17 protein-coding genes and 1 other annotated feature are annotated in these 20,824 nt (G+C 34.3%); all 17 genes read left to right on the top strand.

Going from position 1 to position 20,824, the window contains the following annotated elements:
• Nucleotides 1-5 precede the first annotated feature (5 nt).
• The 17 genes from DFR80_RS02015 (at nucleotide 6) to ileS (ending at nucleotide 20,725) form a co-directional block, all read left to right on the top strand.
• Nucleotides 6-2,075, top strand: coding sequence for a PASTA domain-containing penicillin-binding protein (locus DFR80_RS02015; RefSeq protein ID WP_076545120.1), 2,070 nt, complete (start codon nucleotides 6-8; stop codon nucleotides 2,073-2,075).
• Nucleotides 2,076-2,107: 32 nt separating this feature from the next.
• Entirely contained in the window at nucleotides 2,108-3,574 is a 1,467-nt protein-coding gene (locus tag DFR80_RS02010; protein WP_114489074.1) for a UDP-N-acetylmuramoyl-L-alanyl-D-glutamate--2,6-diaminopimelate ligase, read from the top strand.
• Nucleotides 3,575-4,972: a UDP-N-acetylmuramoyl-tripeptide--D-alanyl-D-alanine ligase gene (gene murF / locus DFR80_RS02005; protein WP_114489073.1), complete on the top strand. Its 1,398-nt coding sequence runs from the start codon at nucleotides 3,575-3,577 to the stop codon at nucleotides 4,970-4,972.
• A gap of 1 nt (nucleotide 4,973) precedes the next feature.
• Nucleotides 4,974-5,924 (top strand): phospho-N-acetylmuramoyl-pentapeptide-transferase, encoded by a 951-nt coding sequence (gene mraY / locus DFR80_RS02000; RefSeq protein ID WP_076545115.1) that lies wholly within the window; start codon nucleotides 4,974-4,976, stop codon nucleotides 5,922-5,924.
• Nucleotides 5,925-5,956: 32 nt separating this feature from the next.
• Complete coding sequence (murD, locus tag DFR80_RS01995; protein ID WP_076545113.1) at nucleotides 5,957-7,306, top strand: UDP-N-acetylmuramoyl-L-alanine--D-glutamate ligase; 1,350 nt, start codon at nucleotides 5,957-5,959, stop codon at nucleotides 7,304-7,306.
• Nucleotides 7,307-7,315: 9 nt separating this feature from the next.
• On the top strand, nucleotides 7,316-8,410 hold the full coding sequence (gene ftsW, locus DFR80_RS01990; protein WP_076545111.1) for a putative lipid II flippase FtsW: 1,095 nt from the start codon (nucleotides 7,316-7,318) through the stop codon (nucleotides 8,408-8,410).
• A gap of 7 nt (nucleotides 8,411-8,417) precedes the next feature.
• A complete protein-coding gene (gene murG / locus DFR80_RS01985) occupies nucleotides 8,418-9,521 on the top strand; it encodes an undecaprenyldiphospho-muramoylpentapeptide beta-N-acetylglucosaminyltransferase (protein ID WP_114489072.1) in 1,104 nt (367 codons plus the stop codon).
• A 42-nt stretch (nucleotides 9,522-9,563) separates the two neighbouring features.
• Entirely contained in the window at nucleotides 9,564-10,937 is a 1,374-nt protein-coding gene (gene murC / locus DFR80_RS01980) for a UDP-N-acetylmuramate--L-alanine ligase (protein WP_234978087.1), read from the top strand.
• Between the two features lie 35 nt (nucleotides 10,938-10,972).
• Nucleotides 10,973-11,668: a cell division protein FtsQ/DivIB gene (locus DFR80_RS01975; RefSeq protein ID WP_076545106.1), complete on the top strand. Its 696-nt coding sequence runs from the start codon at nucleotides 10,973-10,975 to the stop codon at nucleotides 11,666-11,668.
• A 119-nt stretch (nucleotides 11,669-11,787) separates the two neighbouring features.
• Entirely contained in the window at nucleotides 11,788-13,074 is a 1,287-nt protein-coding gene (gene ftsA / locus DFR80_RS01970) for a cell division protein FtsA (RefSeq protein WP_076545104.1), read from the top strand.
• A gap of 58 nt (nucleotides 13,075-13,132) precedes the next feature.
• Nucleotides 13,133-14,218: a cell division protein FtsZ gene (ftsZ, locus tag DFR80_RS01965; RefSeq protein WP_114489071.1), complete on the top strand. Its 1,086-nt coding sequence runs from the start codon at nucleotides 13,133-13,135 to the stop codon at nucleotides 14,216-14,218.
• Nucleotides 14,219-14,284: 66 nt separating this feature from the next.
• Nucleotides 14,285-15,187, top strand: coding sequence for an HlyD family efflux transporter periplasmic adaptor subunit (locus DFR80_RS01960; protein ID WP_114489070.1), 903 nt, complete (start codon nucleotides 14,285-14,287; stop codon nucleotides 15,185-15,187).
• 4 nt (nucleotides 15,188-15,191) lie between these two features.
• The gene (locus tag DFR80_RS01955) at nucleotides 15,192-15,896 is read left to right on the top strand and encodes a YggS family pyridoxal phosphate-dependent enzyme (RefSeq protein ID WP_076545098.1); all 705 of its coding nucleotides are present in this window, start codon (nucleotides 15,192-15,194) and stop codon (nucleotides 15,894-15,896) included.
• A 17-nt stretch (nucleotides 15,897-15,913) separates the two neighbouring features.
• Nucleotides 15,914-16,186 (top strand): YggT family protein, encoded by a 273-nt coding sequence (locus DFR80_RS01950; protein ID WP_076545096.1) that lies wholly within the window; start codon nucleotides 15,914-15,916, stop codon nucleotides 16,184-16,186.
• Nucleotides 16,187-16,197: 11 nt separating this feature from the next.
• Nucleotides 16,198-16,986: an RNA-binding protein gene (locus DFR80_RS01945; RefSeq protein ID WP_076545094.1), complete on the top strand. Its 789-nt coding sequence runs from the start codon at nucleotides 16,198-16,200 to the stop codon at nucleotides 16,984-16,986.
• Between the two features lie 19 nt (nucleotides 16,987-17,005).
• A complete protein-coding gene (locus tag DFR80_RS01940; protein WP_076545091.1) occupies nucleotides 17,006-17,536 on the top strand; it encodes a DivIVA domain-containing protein in 531 nt (176 codons plus the stop codon).
• Between the two features lie 101 nt (nucleotides 17,537-17,637).
• Nucleotides 17,638-17,873 (top strand) — a binding site (T-box leader).
• A gap of 56 nt (nucleotides 17,874-17,929) precedes the next feature.
• On the top strand, nucleotides 17,930-20,725 hold the full coding sequence (gene ileS, locus DFR80_RS01935) for an isoleucine--tRNA ligase (protein ID WP_114489069.1): 2,796 nt from the start codon (nucleotides 17,930-17,932) through the stop codon (nucleotides 20,723-20,725).
• Nucleotides 20,726-20,824: the final 99 nt, after the last annotated feature.

Below are 20,824 nucleotides of genomic sequence, written 5' to 3'. Positions count from 1 at the left end.
TAAATTTGCAGCAATTTGAAGAAAGCTCAAAAAATAGAATAATATTCTATTTTGCTATAATATTTATACTTTTTATTATCCTGGCACTAAGACTTGTCTGGATCCAGGTCATTAATAGTGCAGAATATGAACATAAAGCTCTAAACCAGCGAATAAGAGAATTTGTAGTTGATTCAGAAAGAGGAATAATTTATGACAATACCGGCAGGAAACTAGCAGTCAGCTTACCAGCTAAGACTGTAGTTGCTCTGCCGGATAATATTATTAATCCTGAAAAAACTGCGGCTGAACTGGATAAGATTTTAAATATTGATTATAAAACTATTTATGGCAGAATAACTTCTGATGCAGCTGCAATTTTTTTGCAGAGAAAAGTTAGTGATGAATTATATAAAAAAATCGAAGCAAAAAATTTAAAAGGGATTACATTTACTGAGGAAAGCAAACGTTATTACCCTGAAGGAGAGCTTGCATCTCATATTATTGGATTTACTGGAGTAGATAATAATGGACTTAATGGACTAGAATTATCTTATAATAACTATTTAAGTGGCAAAGCAGGTAAAATGATTATAGAGAAAGATGCTCAGGGAAAAACTATACCGAATGGAATTAGAGAAGCTGTACCGGGTAGAGATGGTTATAATGTTTATCTGACTATTGATGAGGTAATTCAGTATATGGCAGAAAAAGAACTAAAAGATGCTGCTGATAAATTTGATTTCTCTGGTGGTTCGGTAATTGTAATGGATTCTTCGAATGGAGACATACTTGCAATGGCTAATACTCCGCTGTATGATCCAAATCAATTTGGAGATTATCCTGAAAAAAACTGGCGAAATAGAGCTATTAATGATGTTTTTGAACCGGGCTCAACCTTTAAGATTATAACTGCTGCTTCGGCTCTGGAAGAAGGAGTAATTACTGAAAATGATATTTTAACTGATCCCGGACATATATATGTCGAAAATGAAGAGATAAACTGCTGGAGCAGTCGAGGACATAGAAAACAGACCTTTGCTGAGGTTATTAAAAATTCATGTAATCCCGGCTTTGTAGAAGTAGGAATGAAAATGGATAAAAAGACTTTTTATTCCTATATTAAAGCTTTTGGTTTTGGAGAACAAACTGGGATTAGACTGCCTGCAGAAGCTAGAGGCATTATCCCCGAATATCAGAGAATAGGTCCTGTAGAACTGGCAACTTTTTCTTTTGGTCACGGGATTTCTGTGACACCAATTCAGCTGGCAACTGCCATCTCAGCAGTTGCTAATGAGGGTAAATTAATGCGTCCCAGGCTGGTTAAAGAGGTTGATACTGGTGCAGGAACTAAAAATATTATCAATGAGCCTCAGCTTGTCAGAAGAGTTATATCTAAAAGCACAGCTGATAAGACAAAGGAATTATTAAAACAGGTCGTAGAGAGTGGGACAGGAACTCATGCTGCGATTGAGGGTTACGAAATTGGTGGAAAAACAGGTACTGCCAAGCATTATAATGAAGATATTTATGATTCTTCGTTTATTGGTATAGTTCCAGCTGGCGATAGAGATTTAGTGATTTTGACTATCTTGTATGATATCAAAGGGGAAACTTATTATGGCAGTCAGACTGCCGCGCCTGTTTTTAAAAATTTAACTGAAAATATTTTAAATTACTTAAATATTAAACCGGATCCGGAAGCAAATTTTGTTTATAATAATTCACAAAAAGAAGTAACTGTTCCCGATTTAACAGGACAAAGTTTTTTAAATGCTGAAAGACGTTTGAGAGAAGCTGGATTTAATGTTAAACTAATTGGAGATGGAGAAACAGTTAGAACTCAGCTGCCTGTGTCCGGAGTTAAGAGCAATTACAATTCTACAGTCTGGCTTTTCAGCCAAAAAGAAGATAAAGAAAATATTTTAATACCAGTACCTGATTTTCGGGGTATGCAGGGAACTGCAGCAGTAAAACTTGCCCGACAAAAAGGGCTGCAGGTTAGTCTCAGTGGTTCTGGTAAGGTTATTGGTCAGTCAATTTATCCAGGACGCAGAATTAAAAGTTCAAATAAAATAAATTTAAAACTCCGTTAGTTAAAATTATATTTTATGGAGGTTATCTTGATATGGAGTTAAAACAATTATTTAAAAATATAGATTTTGAGTTAAAACAGGGGAACTTAAATCAAAAAATCACAGAAGTAAAATATGATTCACGAGAAATTGAAAAAGACAATTTATTTATTGCAATTAACGGATTTGAAGTAGATGGCCATCAATTTATTGAACAGGCCATTAAAAATGGAGCTGCTGCTGTAGTTATCGAAAAAGATCTGTCAGAATATCAGACTGGAATTAGTTATATTAAAGTTGATAATTGTCGAAAAGTCATGGCAGAGCTGGCAAAGAACTTTTTTGGTAATCCTCTAAAAGATATAAAGTTGATTGGGATTACAGGAACCAATGGTAAGACAACAACTTCTTATTTATTATATAATATTTTAAAGGAAGCTAAAGGTAAAGCTGCTCTTTTTGGAACAATCAAGAATATAATTGGGGAGCAGGAGCTTGACTCAAGCCGAACAACTCCCGAATCTGTTGATTTATATAGATATTTTTCTCAAATGCGGGAAGCAGAAGTTAAATACGGTGTTATGGAAGTTTCTTCTCATGCACTTGACTTATATCGGGTTTATGGTATGAAGTTTGCTGCTGCTATTTTTACTAATATTAGTCCTGAACACCTTGATTATCATAAAAATCTGGAAAACTACAGAGAAGTTAAAGCAAGATTATTTGCTCAACTTTCTCAGGCTGAATTTGCAGTGATTAATCTTGATGATTCCAATTCTGATTACATAAAAGAAAAATCAGGTGGAAAAAATTATTTTTATAGTCTGAATGCGAAAACTGCAGATCTTTATACTACTGATTATGAACTTCACCAAAAAGGTATGGAATACAGAACCGGAGGTAAGTTAGATACATTTTTTGAATTAAATTTGGGTGGTATTTTTAATATTTATAACTCGCTTGCTTCTATACTTACAGCTAAATTATTGGGTATTAAAAAAGATACAATTAAAAATGCCCTGGCTAAAATTTCTTCTGTTCCAGGTCGCTTTGAAATTATTAATGCTGGACAAGACTTTCAAATTGTTGTTGATTATGCCCATACTCCTGATGGTATGAAAAATGTTCTGGAAACTGCTTCAGCTATGGAAAAAAATAGATTAATTGTTCTTTTTGGCTGTGGTGGTGATCGAGATCGTAGCAAAAGACCTGTAATGGCTTCTCTGGCAGAAAAATATACAGATTATACAATTGTGAGCAATGATAATCCACGCAGTGAGGATCCAGAAAACATATTTGCTGAAATAAAGAAAGGTTTTAGCAAGAAATTTAATGCTTATGAGATTATTCCCGATCGCAAAAAAGCAATAGAGAAGGCAATCCAAATTGCTGAGAAGAATGATTTAGTAATGCTGCTGGGGAGAGGACATGAGCAATATCAGATTTTAAAAAATAGAAAGATCAAACTTGATGACCGTCAGATAGCCCATCAGGCGGCAGTGGAAATGAAAGGGATTTAAATGCATAATTTAAGTTTAAGCCAAATTATTGATTTTACAGAAGCAGAACTGCTGCAGGGAAATAAAGATCAGATGATAGAAGAGGTTGTTATTGACAGCAGGGATGTTAAAGATAATTATTTGTTTATTGCAATTATTGGGGAAAACCAGGATGGTCATCTCTATCTTTCTGATGCTGTAAAAAATGGCGCTAGTGCGGTAATTGTTGATCGGAAAATTGAGTCTGAGCTTGGGCAGTCTTCTAAAACAGCAGTTTTAAAAGTTGCTGATACTACAAAGGCTCTTCAGGATTTAGCTCATAATTACAGAAAATCATTTTCCGATTTAAAAGTTATTGCAGTTACTGGCAGTGCAGGTAAAACTACTACCAAAGATTTAATCTACTCTGTTTTGAAGCAAAAATTTAGTTGTTTAAAAACAGAAGGAAATTATAATAACCATATTGGACTTCCTCTTACTTTATTAAAATTAACTGCAGATAATGATGTTGCTGTGCTAGAAATGGGAATGAGTGCAGCAGGAGAAATTAAACTTTTGGCAGAAATTGCAGAACCGGACATTGGAATTATTACAAATGTTGCAGCAGCACATTTAAAACAGCTCGGTAGTCTGGAAAATATTGCTCAAGCAAAGAAAGAATTAATTGATCAGCTTAAGCCTTCAAGTACAGCGATTTTGAATTATGACAATTCGTATACTAAAAAAATGGGGGAAACAACAGCTGCTAAGGTAATATATTTCGGTTTTGGCAGTGGAGCTGATCTGCAGACTATTAAATATAATTTTGACAGTAAAAATGAAATTTTAACTTTTAATATTAAATATAAGGATGACAATTACTCTTTTAACTTCAATAAAGCCGGCAAACATAATATTTATAATGCAATGCCTGCTATTATAACTGGCTTATTATATGGCCTTAGTTTTGAGGAAATACAGCAGGGTTTGATGAAGACTAAATTTTCTTCTAATAGAATGGATTTTGTCGAACTGAACTGTGGAGCCAGAATAATTAATGACAGTTATAATGCTAATCCGCTTGCAGTTAAAGCTGCTCTAGATGTTTTGATGGAACATCAATCAGAGAGAACTATTGCTGTTTTAGCTTCAATGTTGGAATTGGGGGATCAGAGTTCCAGTAAACATCGAGAAATTGGAGCTTATGCTGCCGGTAAAGGGATTGATTTACTGGTGACAGTTGGTCCTGAGGGAAGAGAAATTGCGGCTGGTGCCAGTTTAGAGATGAATTCAGAAAGAATAGTTATTTTAAAAGATAATAAAGAGTGTATTAAATTTCTCATTTCTGAAATAAAAGCTAAAGATTTAGTTTTAATTAAAGGTTCACGTGCCAATCACCTGGAAGAAATTATTGCCGCATTGAAAACTGAGGAGCTTTAAAATGCAATATATTTTAGCCTATCTTTTGCCACTATTAGTAATTATATCTGGTGGGAATATTTTTATTAATTATATAAAGAGAATTAATTTTGGCCAGCAGGTACGTGACTATGGTCCGGAAAGTCATCTGCAAAAAGCAGGAATTCCAACTATGGGAGGGCTGTTAATTATACCTGTTTTTTTGTTAGTTTCCCTTTTTTTTGTATCTTTGAATTTTGAAACTGCTGCGGTTTTGTTATCAACCTGCATTATGGCTTTAACAGGCTTTTTAGATGATTTTTTAAAAATAAAACTGGAAAGATCTCTGGGTTTAAAGGCCTGGCATAAGATAATTTTACAGACAATAGCAGCCTTGGTGATTGCAGTAACTGCAGTTTTTATATCCGAGCAGCAAAGTTTAATTATTCCTTTTTTTGGTGCCTTAAAAATAGGTAGGCTCTTTAAATTTTTTCTGACTTTTGGAGTTGTAATAGGCAGTTCTAATGCTGTTAACTTAACTGATGGATTGGATGGACTGGCGGCAGGGATAACTGCTGTTGTTTCTGCTTCATTTGCGTTAATATTTTTCTTTCAGGGTCTTGAGGACTATAGTCTTTTAATGTTGATAATGGCTGGTTCAACTACGGCTTTTCTCTGGTTTAATGCTAATCCGGCCTCAATTTTTATGGGAGATGTTGGTTCACTGGCGATAGGAGGTTTTTTGGGAGCTGTAGCAGTTTTAACTGGAGCAGAAATTTATTTACTTATTATTGGTGGAATCTATGTAATAGAAACTATTTCAGTAATGATTCAGGTTCCTTATTTTAGGATTACTGGTGGGAAAAGAATTTTTAAGATGACGCCTCTTCATCATCATTTTGAGCTCAGCGGACTGGCAGAAAATAAAATAGTATTTCGCTTTGTGATTATTACAATTATATTGTCTTTATTTGCAATTAGTTCATTAATGTAATTGAATATAAATTTTAAAGGAGTTAGATTTTATTGAATTTAGATTATCAAAAAGTCGCAGTTTTTGGTTTTAGTCCGAGAACTGGTCTTGAAGTTGTGAAATATCTTGCAAAATTTGATCTGGAAATTATTGTTTCAGACTCTAAAACTAGAAAAGAGCTTGATCATTTAATAGCTCAGGTGGATTGTGATCAAATCAAATATGAACTTGGAAATGGAACAAATGAGATCTTAAAAAGTGATTTGATTATTTTAAGTCCTGGAGTTCCTTATGATCTGGAAGTTTTAAAAAAGGCGAGAAAAAAAGGTATTGAGACAATTAGTGAAATAGAATTTGCTTTTAGACAGTCTGAGGCTGAAATAATTGGGATTACTGGAACCAATGGCAAGACCACTACTACCGAACTTCTGGGAGCTATGTTAAAAGATCTGGATGGAAAAGAGGTTAAAGTAGCAGGAAATATTGGAGTTCCTTTTATTTCAATTATAGATCAGCTCCAGCCGGGAGAAAAGGTGATTTTAGAATTAAGTTCTTTTCAGCTGGAGGCGATTGAGGATTTCAGAGCAAATATGGCTCTATATCTAAATTATAGTCCGGATCATCTTGATCGCCATCACAATGAAGACAATTATAAAAAGGCCAAAAAAAATATTTTTGTCAATCAAAAAGAAAATGATCAGGCAATTATTAATTTTGATGACCCCTATCTTTATCAACTACAGCAGGAATTAAAGGCTAATGTTATTGGTATCAGTTCTAAATCTCAAAATGCGGATTTAATAATAACTGAACAGGAAGCTTTTTATAAAAAAGATGATTTAAGGCTGCTTGATTTTAGCAAGATTAATCTGCCTGGGGAACACAATCGGAAAAATGCTGCTTTCGCAGCACTGGCAGCTTATCTGGCTGGTCAGAGTTTAGAAAAGATCCAGCAGGCAGCTGAAGAATACAGACTGCAGGCACACAGAATGGAATTAGTTGATAACTCGAGAGGTTATCGAATTATTGATGACTCTAAGGCTACAAATCCTGCCGCTACGATTAAAGCTTTAAAAAGCCTGGAAAATAATATAATTCTGATAGCAGGAGGCCAGGATAGAAATGCTGACTTTACTGAACTTGCCTCGTTAATCCGGGAAAAAGTTAAAACTTTAATTTTAGTAGGAGAAACTGCAGCAAAAATAGCTCTATTATTTAAAGACAGTGAACTGGAATTAATTAAAGTTAAGAGTCTGGAAAAGGCTGTCGAACTAGGAGTTGCTAAATTAAGTCAAAATAGAACTTTGTTATTATCTCCTGCCTGTCCAAGCTGGGATATGTATTCGAGTTATAAAGAGCGCGGTAAAATATTTAAGAAAAGTGTTTTAAAAAATGTTGATTAAGGAGAAGTTATGAGAAAAAAGCTGCCCGATTTAATCTTATTATTTACAATTCTGGCTCTGGTACTAAGTGGTCTAATTATGATTTTATCAGCCAGCTCAGTCAAAGCAGAGCAACTTTTTTCTAATAGTTATTACTTTTTTATAAATCAGCTAAAATATCTGGTTGTTGCTCTTGTTTTATCAATAATTATTTATAATTTAAAATATAAAAAATTAAAAGAACTGGCCCCTTATTTTTTACTGCTATCACTGGGAACACTAATCCTGGTTTTAATTCCAGGTATCGGAAAAATAGCAGGAGGTTCTAGACGATGGCTGCCTCTGGGCCCGATTAGTTTTCAACCATCTGAGCTTGCTAAATTTACAATTGTGCTCTATCTAGCTGCGTATATAGATAAAAATAAAGATAAAATGAAAAATTTCAAAAAAGGAATTCTCCCTCCCCTGCTTGTGATAGCTTTAATATCTTTTTTAATATTACTGGAGCCTGATCTTGGTACAGCAGTTACTCTGGCAATGGTTGCAGCTGTTATGATTTTTATAGGTGGAATCAGAATTTCTGTTTTTATTTTTCTGGGTTTAATTTCTTTTCTGCTTTCACTGGGGGCTATTATAACTGAACCCTATCGTCGTGAGCGATTATTAACTTTTTTAAACCCCTGGCTCGATCCTTTAGATAGCGGTTATCATATCATTCAATCTTTGCTGGCCCTGGGCTCTGGAGGACTTTTTGGAGTTGGTGCCGGAAACAGTCATCAAAAGTTTTTGTATTTACCTGAGCCGGGTACAGATTTTATTTTTGCTGTACTGGGAGAAGAATTTGGACTGCTGGGGACTTTGTTTATTATAAGTTTGTATTTTTTGCTGGCCTGGCGTGGTTTGAAAATTGCAGCTAAAGTTGATGATGTTTTTGGATCAATGCTGGCTGTAGGAATAACTTCAATGATAGTTATTCAGGCTTTAATAAATATGGCAGTCGTAACCTCTTTGATGCCAGTTACCGGAATTACTCTGCCGCTTATTAGTTATGGTGGTTCTTCACTTGTTATTAACTTAGTGGCATTAAGTTTATTGTTAAATATATCATGTTATGTTGAAGGATGAGAAATTTATGAAAGCAATTATTACAGGTGGTGGAACAGGTGGACATATCTATCCAGCTCTTGCTGTTGCTGAAGAATTAAAAAATAAAGATTGGGAAATTTTATATCTTGGATCTGATTATCGAATGGAATCAGAAATTGTTCCAGCAGCAAATTTTAATTTTGAAGGGCTTGCTGTGAGACCACTTCCTCGTGAAATTTCAACTAAAATTATATCTTCAATATTTTATAATTCTAAGGCTTTTTTTAGAGCTATTAAATTAATTTTAGAGTTTAAGCCAGATGTTATAATTGGTACTGGAGGCTTTGTAGCTGGACCAGTTGTTTTAGCTGGAGCTCTGTTAGGGAAAAAAACAGTAATCCATGAACAGAACGCCTATCCTGGAATTACAAATAAATTACTGGCCAGGGTGGTTGACCGAGTTTGTTTGAATTTCCCAGAAGCAGGTGAATATTTTAATATTAGCCAAAAAAAAATAAGAATTACAGGTAATCCTGTCCGTCCTCGAATATTTAATGTAGATTCGGAGCGTGCTCATCAGGAATTAAATTTACAGACTGAGTTAAAAACAATTTTAATAACTGGAGGCAGCCTGGGAGCTGAAGTGATTAATCAGAATGTTGTAGAACTTTACCAATATGCGCTTCAAAACAACATTCAAATTATTCATCTAAGTGGTAAAAAAAATTACAGCTTGCTTATTGATCAGCTTAAAAAATGGGGTATTGATCCCGAAAAACCTCAGCTAAAGATTATTGATTATTTAGATGAGATGGAATATGCTTTAACAGCTGCTGATATAATTATAGCTAGAGCGGGGGCAACAGGTCTTTCTGAGATTACTAGTTCAAAAAAAGCGTCAATTTTAATTCCTTTTGCAGGAGCAGCAGAAAATCATCAGCTGCTTAATGCTCAGGCACTACAAAAAAATGGTGCTGCAGTTTTGCTGGAAGAATCAGAGCTTAGTGGGAGGATTTTGTTAGATAAAGTTAGGGAGATTATTGAAGATGAGGAAAAGCTGCGCTCAATGTCAGAGGCAGCTGGGGCTCTTTCTCAAGAAGATTCTCTCAAAAAATTAATTAAAGTAATTGAAAAATTAACATCAGAATAAGAATACTTTTATTCAATATTTTTATATAATATATAGTTTAGGGTGATTATTTTGCTTAATAAAAATTCGCATATTCACTTAATTGGTATAGGTGGGGTTTCTATGAGTGGTATTGCAGAAATCCTGGCTGAAAGAGGTTATAAAGTAAGTGGTTCAGATTTAAAATACAGCAAATATCTGGACTTATTAAAAAAATATGATGTTGAGCTGTTTATTGGTCATGCAGCCGCTAATATTGAAGGAGCAGATTTAATAGTAAAAACCAGTGCTATTCCAGCTGATAACCCCGAAATTAAAGCAGCTAAAAAAGCGGGGATAAAAATTGTAAAGAGAGCAGAAATGCTTGCCTATCTGATGAGAGATAAAAAAACTATTGCTGTTGCTGGGACTCATGGCAAAACAACAGTGACAGCAATGATTGCTGCAATTTTCAAAAAAGCCAAAAAAGACCCCGCAGTTATGGTGGGAGGTTTTCTTAAAGAACTTAATGGTAATATAGCAGATGGTAAAGGAGAATATTTTATTACTGAGGCTGATGAAAGTGATGGCTCTTTTCTTTATTTTGATCCCTATTTACTTTTATTAAATAATTTGGAACTGGATCACCCTGATTTTTATCAGGATTTGGATGAATTTATGAATATTTTTAAAAGATTTGCCGATAAGAATGACAAGCAGTCAATTCTATTATATAATAAAGACGATAATAATTTGAATTCCCTCTTTGCAAAAAGAAGAAAAATCAGCACTTTTTCTCTATCAGATGGAGAGTTTACTGGTAAAAATATTGAATATAATAACTTTGAGAGTTCTTTTGATTTTTATTATCAGGATAACTTTATAGCTCAAATTGAACTTTCTGTTCCTGGAGAATACAATCTTTACAATGCTCTTGGGGCAGCGGCAGCAGCTTACAGACTAAATATTGATATTGAAGCAATTAAATTGGCTTTAAAAGATTTTAGTGGAGTTGGCCGCAGGTTTGAGTTAAAAGGAAAAATAAAAAATTCTCAAGTTGATCTGGTAGATGATTATGCTCACCATCCTACTGAAATCAGAGAACTTTTAAAAGCAGTAAAAAAAATGAATTATAAAAAAATTAGAGTTGTTTTTCAGCCTCACAGATACAGCAGAACCAGGAAATTTTTAGATGAATTTTCTTTTTCTTTTATTAATGCAGATCAGGTATATTTAACAGATATTTTTTCTGCCTCTGAAAAGAAATCTCACCCAATTTCTCTGACTGAATTTGCTGCCAAAATTGCTAAAAATTCAGATGTAGAATGTCAGTATTGTTCTGACTTTAAGAAAATCAAAGATAAACTATTAACTGAGGCTGAAGCTGGAGATATTATTTTGACTGTTGGAGCAGGAGATATTACTGAGCTTTCAGATCAACTATTAGAAAAGAATTAATCCAGTGTTGATTCTTAATCATGTGAGGGATATTAATGGAGAAAAAATATCAAATAGTATTATTAATTTTGTTTTTTATACTTTTAACATTCATTTCATTTCTTTTTTCTCCTTTTTTTGATGTCAGGGATTTTGTTTTTCATTCCAGGACAGAAATTGATAAAAATGAATTGAGGACTAATATCAATAAATTCTATGGTAAAAATTTATTATTTTTAAATGAAGAAGAATTAAAAAAAAGTTTATTAAAACATAATTTGATTTCATCTGTTCGAATAGAAAAATCATTTCCTTCAACAGTACATGTTGTCATAGAGGAAAGAACGGCTATTGCCTGGCTTAAGAATAATGAGCACAAGTTAATTTTTTCTGCCGACGGGATTATTTTAGGAGAAAAAAAATTGGATAAAGAACTATCTGTTCCTCAATTCGAAAATTTCCCTTATTATTTTTCCGGTAATAAAATAAAATTTCCTCATTATACAGATGACATGATTAAAGTATTAAATGATCTGGAATCAAATTATTTAAAAAAGATAAAAAAAGTAGATTTTAGAGATGATATTTATAGACTTTATCTGCGAAAGGGAGGCGGAGTTAATCTGGGCAGAAATAACAAGCTGGAAGAGAAGTTTGCTATTTTGAACTCTATATTAGAAAATAATCAGGATAAAGAAATTGATTATATAAATTTGCAGGTTACTAAACACCCTGTGATTAAACTAAAATAAATATTATTTTCTTTATAATAAAGGAATAATATATTTTATATTGAATTATTTAAATTGAGCCTAATTAATAAAAAAGTTTATAATAATAAGTGTTTGGATAAGAAAGGAGGTAGACTGTTGTGAAAAGAAGAAAAATAGTTACCGGACTTGATATCGGTACTACCAAGATTTGTGCATTAATAGCAGAAGTAAGTGGAGAAAATAATATAGAGATTGTCGGGATTGGTTTAGCTCCATCTAACGGCCTCCGCAAAGGAATTGTAGTTGATATAGATAAAACCAGCCATGCAATAAAAAGTGCTGTTCAAAAAGCAGAAAGAATGGCCGGTCAAAAGGTTGACTCTGCTTATGTTGGTATTGCTGGTTCACATATCAAGTCTATCAACAGTCATGGAGTAGTTGCAGTAACTGGAGACGAGAAAGAAATAAAAGAAAGTGATATAAAAAGAGTAATTGATGCAGCCCGAATTGTTCCGGTATCAGCTGAGGAAGATATATTACATGTACTTCCCAGAGAATTTATTGTAGATGGAAGTCCCGGGATTCAGGACCCTCTGGGGATGTCAGGGGTGCGTCTGGAAGTGGAAACTCATATAATTAAAGGAGCTTCTACTTCAATTCAAAATCTGGTAAAAAGTGTTTTAAGAGCTGGTTTAAGTGTGGATGAGGTGGTTTTAGAACCGCTGGCTTCCAGTCAGGCTGTGTTATCAGATGATGAGAAGGATCTGGGTGCCGTTCTGGTTGATATTGGTGGGGGAACTACTGATGTAATTGTTTTTCATGAAGGCAGTATAGCTCACACTTCAGTTTTACCTGTTGGAGGTAATCATGTAAGTAATGATATTGCTGTAGGCTTAAGAACGCCGGTTTCTGAAGCTGAGAAAATTAAAATTATGCATGGTTCAGTCTTACCGGCCGAAATTGATGAACAGGAGAAAATTGAAGTTCTGGCAGCTAGTGGTAAGGAAAGAAAAAAATTATCTCGTAAAATGTTGTGTCAGGTAATTGAGCCGCGGATGACAGAAGTATTTTCAATGGTAAAAAAGGAATTAAATAGTGCAGGATCAGCTGATCTTACACCGGCTGGAATGATTTTAACAGGTGGAGCTTCTTTATTGGAAGGATCTGAAAAGTTAGCTTCTGATATTACAGAATTACCTGTAAGAATTGGTGAGCCTGATTACGTTAGTGGACTGTCTAATGTTATTGATAATCCCGTATATATAAAAAAGGGTGATACTATACCACGAGCTATATTCTCTACAGCTGTTGGTTTAATTGAATTTGCTTTAGAAAATGAAGATGCAAAGAATAGTAAGTTAAGTAGTAATAATAGTAATAATAGCAAAGAAATTGTAAGTGGGTTTTTTAGTAAATTAAAAAACTGGTTTAGTGAATTTTTCTAATGCCAGCTGGAAGTATTCTTAAAGCTTACATATTATCCTTAACGGGGAGGGAAAATTAGTGTTTGATATTGGAACAGAAATTGAACAGTTTGCAAATATAAAAGTAGTTGGTGTAGGTGGAGGCGGTAATAACGCCGTAAATAGAATGATAGAAGAGGGACTGGATGGAGTTGAGTTTATAGCTGTAAATACTGATGCTCAGGCCTTAATGGCATCTAATGCAGGTGTTACAATCAGAATTGGGGAAAAAATAACCCGAGGGCTGGGGGCAGGTTCAGATCCGCAAATTGGTTTTGAGGCTGCAGAAGAAAATAAGGAAGAAATTTCCCAGGCTATAGATGGAGCAGATATGGTTTTTATAACTGCAGGTATGGGTGGAGGAACAGGTACTGGAGCAGCTCCTGTAGTTGCAGAAGCAGCAAAAAAGCAGGGAGCGCTAACAGTTGGAGTTGTAACCAAACCGCTGACAGTTGAAGGTAAAAAACGAATGAACAATGCTATTTCAGGGATTGAAGAGTTAAAAAATAAGGTTGATACCTTAATTGTAATTCCAAATGATCGTTTGCTTGAGGTTGCTGAAAAACAAACAAGCCTAATGGATGCCTTTAAAATTGCTGATAATGTTTTGAGGCAGGGTGTACAGGGTATTTCCGATTTAATTACAATTACCGGTATTATTAACCTGGATTTCGCTGATGTTAAGACTATTATGACTGATGCTGGTTCTGCTTTAATGGGAATTGGTAGAGCTGATGGTGATAATAGAGCAACAGAGGCGGCTAAACTTGCTATTGCTTCTCCTTTGCTGGAGGCTTCTATTGATGGAGCCAGAGGTGTATTATTAAATATAACAGGTGGAATGGATTTAGGTATTCACGAAGCCAACGAAGCCGCTAGAGTTATTCAGGAAGTAGCTGACCCGGATGCAAATATTATTCTGGGTGCTGTAATAGACGAAGAATTTGATAGTGAGGTTAAGGTTACAGTTATTGCAACTGGTTTTGATGCTGGTTCTCCTAAAAAGAGAGTTGAGAATAGCTCCAGTTCCGCGGGAGAAGAAATGCCAGAAGAAGACTTTGAAATGGAAAGTTTTTCTGGTGATGATCTTGATATACCAGCTTTTTTAAGAAATAAAAAAGGATAATAATAATTAAATCCTGATGTTCCAACATCAGGATTTAAATTATCTTTTTCTTTTAAGGTGATGCTGATGGCAAAAAAAAGTTCTACAAGTTTTAAACCCTTTGTTATAATATTTATATTAGTAATTACTTTAATTATTGGAATCCAGCTTTTTGGTGCAGCTAGATTTGAGACGATACTGGCTGCCCAGGGGGAAGTTATTGATGGTTTCTGGTCTGATGCCTTAATAGTCCGGGATGAAGAAGTTATAAAATCCCCAGTATCAGGGAAAGTCAAACTTATGGTTGGAGAAGGTGATCGACTTGCTTCGGGAATTAAATTGGCAGAAATTAAATCTTCTAATCAGCTGCAGAAGATATTTAATAAAGAGGCAGGGATAGTTAGTTTTGCGGTTGATGGACTGGAAAATAAAGTTAATGCTAATGATTTAAAACAAATAAATTTAAGTAATTTTGAAGAATTAAAGGGAAATTATAGACATCTGTTGTCCGGTGACCGAATAAAAAAAGAAGAGCCATTATACAGAATTATTAATAATTTTAAACTTTATTTAGTAGCCCAAATCCCAAATTCTCAGGTAAAAAGATTTCGAACTAATGAGTTGATCTTTTTAGAACAGAAAAATTCTGATAAACTTATTGAGGCAAAAATTGTTGATATTCGTCATAATTTAAATAATACCTTTTTTGTTATTGAATTAGATCAATTTATTTCTCGCTGGATTAATAGAAGAAGAATTAATATAAATATTATTAAAAATATTTATCGTGGTATTAAAATTCCCAGGAAAGCAGTTTTTAGTCAACCTTCGGGTCAGGGAGTACTTAAAGTCAGTGGTTATAACAAATATGAATTTCAGAAAGTAGTAATTTTAAATGGAAATTCTCAGTATGTAATAGTTAATGGTCTGGATATAGGTGAGGAAATAATTACAAATCCTGAGGACTTTGATTATGGTAGGGAGGCTTAGGTTAATGGAGAAAGAAAAGTTGATTTCTAACTTTAATCAGGTTAAAGAAAATATAAAAGCAGCAGCCGGTAGAGCTAACAGGAATTATCAGGATATAACTCTACTTGCTGTAAGTAAAAATCAGAGTTTAGACGACATTAAAATTTTAGCTGAAGCAGGCATCAATTTTTTTGGTGAAAATCGAGTTCAGGAGCTGGAAGAAAAAAATGAAATGTTAACAGCGGAAAATATTACCCTGGACTGGCATTTTATTGGACATTTGCAGAGAAATAAAGTAAAATATCTAATGAGAATGAAAAATTGTAAGATGATAGAGTCAATTGATAGTTTTAGACTGGCCAAAGAAGTTAACAAAAGAGCTAAAAAAAATAAAAGAGAGATACCTGTTTTGATTGAAATTAATATTGCAGGGGATGAAAATAAATTTGGAATAACCCCTGAAAAAGCTGAAGACTTTTTAAAGAAAATAACTAATTTCGATTATCTTAAAGTTGAAGGTCTAATGACCGTTTTACCATATTTAGATGATGCTGAAAAATTACGTTCATATTTTAAAGATATGAAAAAATTATTTGATCAGCTTTCAAAAGAGGTTATTCCTCTTAAAGAACTTTCAATGGGCATGTCAAATGATTATCAGCTTGCTGTGGAAGAAGGGGCTACCATTGTCCGGGTTGGCTCAGCAATATTTGGCGAAAGAGAATATTAGAATCTGGAGGAAGAATAATGTTTATTTTAGCAAGAACAATTAGCGCTATTTTTGAAATTTTAAATTTATTGATTATCGCTCGAGTTATTATTTCCTGGGTTAGACCTAATCCTGGTGATATGCGCTGGCGCAAAATAATTAAGTTTATTTATGATGTAACTGAACCAATTCTGGGACCGATTAGAGAGTTGCTGCCCAGAGGTGGAATTTTAGGTATTGATATTTCACCCTTAATTGCTCTGTTTGCACTTTCAATAATTAGAAATTTTTTGATTAATATTGTAATTTAAGGTGGGGACATATGTTTGACGAAGATAAACTATTAAATCATTTATATAGAGAAGAAGATAGAATACTGGGTTCACATATTTTAGATAAATGTGAACAGGTTTTAAAATATCATAAAACTCAGGCAACAGATTTTTTAAACCCCTATCAGATTGAGATTGCGATTCCTTTAATTGAACAGATTGCTGAAATCAATTTTAAAAAAGAGGGAGGCTATCCTGGAGCAGAAAGAAAAAGACTGGTTATTTTTCCAGAATATTTGTTTCCAGACCTAGTAGAAAAGCAGATAAAAATTTATCAACTAAATGGTAATTTTGCATTTCAAAAACTTAGTCACAGAGATTTTTTAGGGGCTCTAATGGGGCTGGGACTTAAGCGCAAAATGATTGGTGATATTCTTGTTCATTCAGATTTTGCTCAGATTATAGTGGCAGCTGAAATTGAAGATATTATTGAATTGAAGCTGGATAAAGTACATCAGGTACCCATAGAAGTTAAAGAGATTAAAGAGTCTGAAATTGTTAAACCTGTACAACATGAGAAAGAAATTTTAACTACTGTTGCTTCTATGAGGTTGGATTCAGTAGCCAGTTCTGGTTTTGGTGATTCCCGCAGTAAAATGTCAAGAGATATAGAGAATGAAAAAGTTAAATTAAACTGGAAAATAGAAACTGATCCGGCTGCAGAGGTAGAAATAGGGGATCTCATTTCTGTGAGGGGCCGGGGTAGAGTTAAGGTTGAAGCCGAAAGAGGTATTTCGAATAAAGGAAGAATCAAGTTAACTTTAAAAAGATTAACCTGATTTTAGAAGGAGGGATATTTTGAAGTTAAACCCACTTGATATATATAATAAGGAATTTAAAAAGTCAACATTTGGTTATAATACCACTCAGGTTGATGAATTTTTGGATGATGTGGGCGTTGCTTATGAAAGACTGCTTAAAGATTTGAACAATCTTCAGGAAGAAAATAAAGCTTTGAATGAAAAAATAGAAAACTATGAAGATATGGAAGATAAGCTGCAGAATACTCTTGATTCTATCCAGGGTACTATTTCTGAAAGAATAGAGCAGGCAGATAATGAAGCTCGAATGATTATTAAAGAAGCAAGAATAAAAGCAGAAAAAATAAAAGAAAATGCGCGTGATCAGGTCGCTTCAGAGAAACGGAAACTTGAGCAGTTGAGAGAGCAGAGAAATTTCTTTAAGATCCGCTTTCAGACACTTCTGGAAAGCCATCTTGAAATGTTGAATGAAGAAGGTGAAGAATCATTGAGAGGAAATTTCGATGATTCTAGTTTTGAAGTTGAAGCAGGAAGAGAAGGCAAAACTGATTTGGAAGAAAATAATTAAATCAGCTTGCTGGTATTAGTTATTGCAAAAAGTTATCTTTATTTTTAGAACTTGACTTATTTAGAATGATAGTTTATAATTGATAAAAATGCTATATAAATAAATTGATTTTGAAAGGGAGAGTATCAATTTTTAATAGTTTACAGCGAACCGGGGATGGTGGAAGCCGGGAAACTGAAAATTGAGAAGATCACCCTGGAGTCGGTATATGAATTCAGTAGTATACCCGTATTTCTGCGTTAAAGATTGCTGAGATAAAATTAGTGAGCTTAAAAATAAAGAATTTATCTGCTTACTTATTTTAATTAGGGTGGTACCGCGGTCTCTCGTCCCTTCCAGGACAGGAGACTTTTTTTATTTTTAATATATTTTTACAGGAGGTTATATAAGTAAATGAGTTATAAGGAGACAATTAATTTACCTGATACAGATTTCCCAATGCGGGCAAATCTAAGTGAAAGAGAAGTTGATTTTCAAAAACTTTGGCGGGAAAAAGAAATTTATGAAAAAGCAGTGGAAAATAGAGAGGGTAATGAATCCTTTATTTTGCATGATGGTCCTCCATATGCCAATGGAGATATTCATATTGGTCATGCCTTAAATAAAATTCTAAAGGATTTTGTAACCAGATTTGCAACCTTAAGAGGTTATTATTCTCCCTATGTACCTGGCTGGGATACCCATGGTCTGCCAATCGAACATCAGGTTACAAGTGAAATGAGTGATCAGGAACGAGCAGATCTTTCTATCTCTGAATTGAGAGAAAAATGTACTAACTATGCTTTAAAATATGTTGATCGCCAGAGAGAACAGTTTAAGCGTCTTGGTGTCTGGGGAGAATGGGAAAATCCATATTTAACCCTAAATAAAGAATATGAAGTAAAACAGATAGAAGTTTTCGGAGAAATGGCAAAAAAAGATTTATTTTATCGAGGTAAAAAACCTGTACATTGGTGTCCTCACTGTGAGACAGCACTGGCTGAAGCAGAGGTTGAATATGGTGAAGATCGAGCACCTTCAATCTTTGTTAAATTTCCGATGATTGATGAGGTCGAAGTTGGTGGGGTAAAGCTGAGCAATGAAGACAGCTATATAGTTATCTGGACAACTACTCCCTGGACTATTCCATCTAATATGGCAATTGCTCTTCATCCTGATTATCCTTATGTAGTAGTTGAGGCAGAAGGTGAAAAGCTGGTTATGGCAAAAGAACTAGTAGATTCAGTAATGTCTCAATCTGATATTGAAGATTACGAAATCATAAGTGAAGAATTTAGCGGCAAAGAGTTGGAAAATAAAAAAGCGCAGCATCCAATAGTTGACCGTGAATCACTTTTAATTTTGGGAGAGCATGTTACTTTAGAACAGGGTTCAGGTTGTGTACATACTGCACCTGGACACGGACATGATGATTTTGTAGTTGGTCAGGAATATGATTTAGATGTTTATGCACCTATGGATAACAAGGGTCATTTTACTGAAGAAGCTGGAGAATTTGCAGGCAAACATTATGATGAAGCTAATATTATGGTTACTGATAAATTAAAAGAAAAGAATTTGTTAATGAATCTTGATTTTATTGACCATCAGTATCCACACTGCTGGCGCTGTAAGGGTAATTTAATCTTTAGAGCGACAGATCAGTGGTTTGCTTCTATTGATGCAATTAAAGAAGAAGCACTGCAGGCTATTGCAGATGTGGAATGGTATCCAGCCTGGGGTGAAGAAAGAATGAGCAATATGATTTCTGAGCGTTCAGACTGGTGTATTTCACGCCAGAAAAAATGGGGAGTACCAATTCCTATTTTCTACTGTGATGAATGTGGTGAAGCAATAATTAATGATGATACTTTAGATTCTGTTAAAGCTATTTTTGCAGAAGAAGGATCAGCTGCCTGGTATGAAAAAGATGCAGCGGATTTACTGCCAGCAGGATACAGCTGTCCTCACTGTGATAGTAATAATTTTTCTAAAGAAGAAGATATAATGGATGTCTGGTTTGATTCTGGTTCCAGTCACAAGGCTGTTTTGGAAACTCGTGAAAACTTAAGTTGGCCGGCACAGGTATATTTAGAGGGTACTGACCAGTACCGCGGCTGGTTTAATTCTTCTTTACTTACTGCAGTGGCTACTGAAGGCAGAGCACCATATAATGAGGTAATTACCAATGGCTTTACTGTTGATAAAAAAGGAAATAAGATGTCCAAGTCACAGGGGAATGTAGTTTCTCCCCATAAAGTTATTGATCAATACGGTGCTGATATTTTGAGGCTGTGGGTTGCATCTTCTGATTTTAAAAATGATATTAAAGTATCAGATAATATTTTAAAGCAGAATTCTGAAGCATATAGAAGAATTCGGAATACTTACCGCTTTATCCTGGGAAATATAAGTGATTTTGATAGTGACGAAAATTATGTAGAATATGAAGACCGCAGAGAATTAGACCGCTGGATTATGATTCGTTTACAGGATCTGATTAAAAAGGTAACCTCTGCTTTTGAAAACTATGAATATCATAGAGTTTATCATGATGTTCATAACTTCTGTACAGTTGAGATGAGTTCACTTTATATGGACATCACAAAAGACCGACTGTATACAGATGGGACAGATTCTTTAAGCCGCCGTTCAGCTCAGAGTACTTTATATGATATCATGATGGGTCTGGTGGTTATTCTAGCACCTGTACTTCCTCATACCTCAGAAGAAGTATGGCAGTTCCTACCAGAACAAATGAAAGCTGAAGAAAGTGTGTTTTTAACTGACTGGCCGGAAATAAAGGAAAGTTTTTATGATCAGGAGCTAATTGATAAATGGGATCAATTACTTGCTTTAAGAAAAGATGTTTCGAAGGCTCTTGAACTTGCAAGAGCTGACAAAAAAATTGGGAATTCTCTAGAAGCCATGGTCGAATTAAAAGCTGCTAATGAAGAGCAGCAGGAACTTCTGGGAGCAGAAATAGATCAGCTTGCAGATTTATTTATAGTTTCTCAGGCTGAACTTAATGACCAACTAACTGCTGAAAATTCTCATCAGGGCGAGGAAAGTTCTGTTTTAGTTAGAGTTAGTGAGGCAAAAGGAGAAAAATGTGATCGCTGCTGGAAATATGACGAAACAGTTGGTGAAATAGAAGAACATGAAGATATCTGTCAGAGATGTGCTGACGTTATTGAAGCTGAAAAATAAAAAAATAGCAGACTAAAATAATTGTTTTTAAACAGCCCTAATTATAGGGCTGTTTTTTTTAATCATTTTTTAATATTCCGCTGCTATACTCATTAAATA

It is taken from the genome of Halanaerobium sp. ST460_2HS_T2 (assembly GCF_003337665.1).
Taxonomy (GTDB): Bacteria; Bacillota; Halanaerobiia; order Halanaerobiales; family Halanaerobiaceae; genus Halanaerobium; species Halanaerobium kushneri.
Note: the sequence above shows the minus strand (reverse complement) of the source record. Positions and strands in the feature narration are given on the sequence as shown.

Excerpts from the sequence above, each read along its gene's own strand:
- DFR80_RS02010 (WP_114489074.1), top strand. The coding sequence starts at position 2,108 with ATGGAGTTAAAACAATTATTTAAAAATATAGATTTTGAGTTAAAACAG.
- murF (WP_114489073.1), top strand. The coding sequence starts at position 3,575 with ATGCATAATTTAAGTTTAAGCCAAATTATTGATTTTACAGAAGCAGAA.
- mraY (WP_076545115.1), top strand. The coding sequence starts at position 4,974 with ATGCAATATATTTTAGCCTATCTTTTGCCACTATTAGTAATTATATCT.
- ftsW (WP_076545111.1), top strand. The coding sequence starts at position 7,316 with ATGAGAAAAAAGCTGCCCGATTTAATCTTATTATTTACAATTCTGGCT.
- murG (WP_114489072.1), top strand. The coding sequence starts at position 8,418 with ATGAAAGCAATTATTACAGGTGGTGGAACAGGTGGACATATCTATCCA.
- DFR80_RS01975 (WP_076545106.1), top strand. The coding sequence starts at position 10,973 with ATGGAGAAAAAATATCAAATAGTATTATTAATTTTGTTTTTTATACTT.
- DFR80_RS01960 (WP_114489070.1), top strand. The coding sequence starts at position 14,285 with ATGGCAAAAAAAAGTTCTACAAGTTTTAAACCCTTTGTTATAATATTT.
- DFR80_RS01955 (WP_076545098.1), top strand. The coding sequence starts at position 15,192 with ATGGAGAAAGAAAAGTTGATTTCTAACTTTAATCAGGTTAAAGAAAAT.
- DFR80_RS01950 (WP_076545096.1), top strand. The coding sequence starts at position 15,914 with ATGTTTATTTTAGCAAGAACAATTAGCGCTATTTTTGAAATTTTAAAT.
- DFR80_RS01945 (WP_076545094.1), top strand. The coding sequence starts at position 16,198 with ATGTTTGACGAAGATAAACTATTAAATCATTTATATAGAGAAGAAGAT.
- ileS (WP_114489069.1), top strand. The coding sequence starts at position 17,930 with ATGAGTTATAAGGAGACAATTAATTTACCTGATACAGATTTCCCAATG.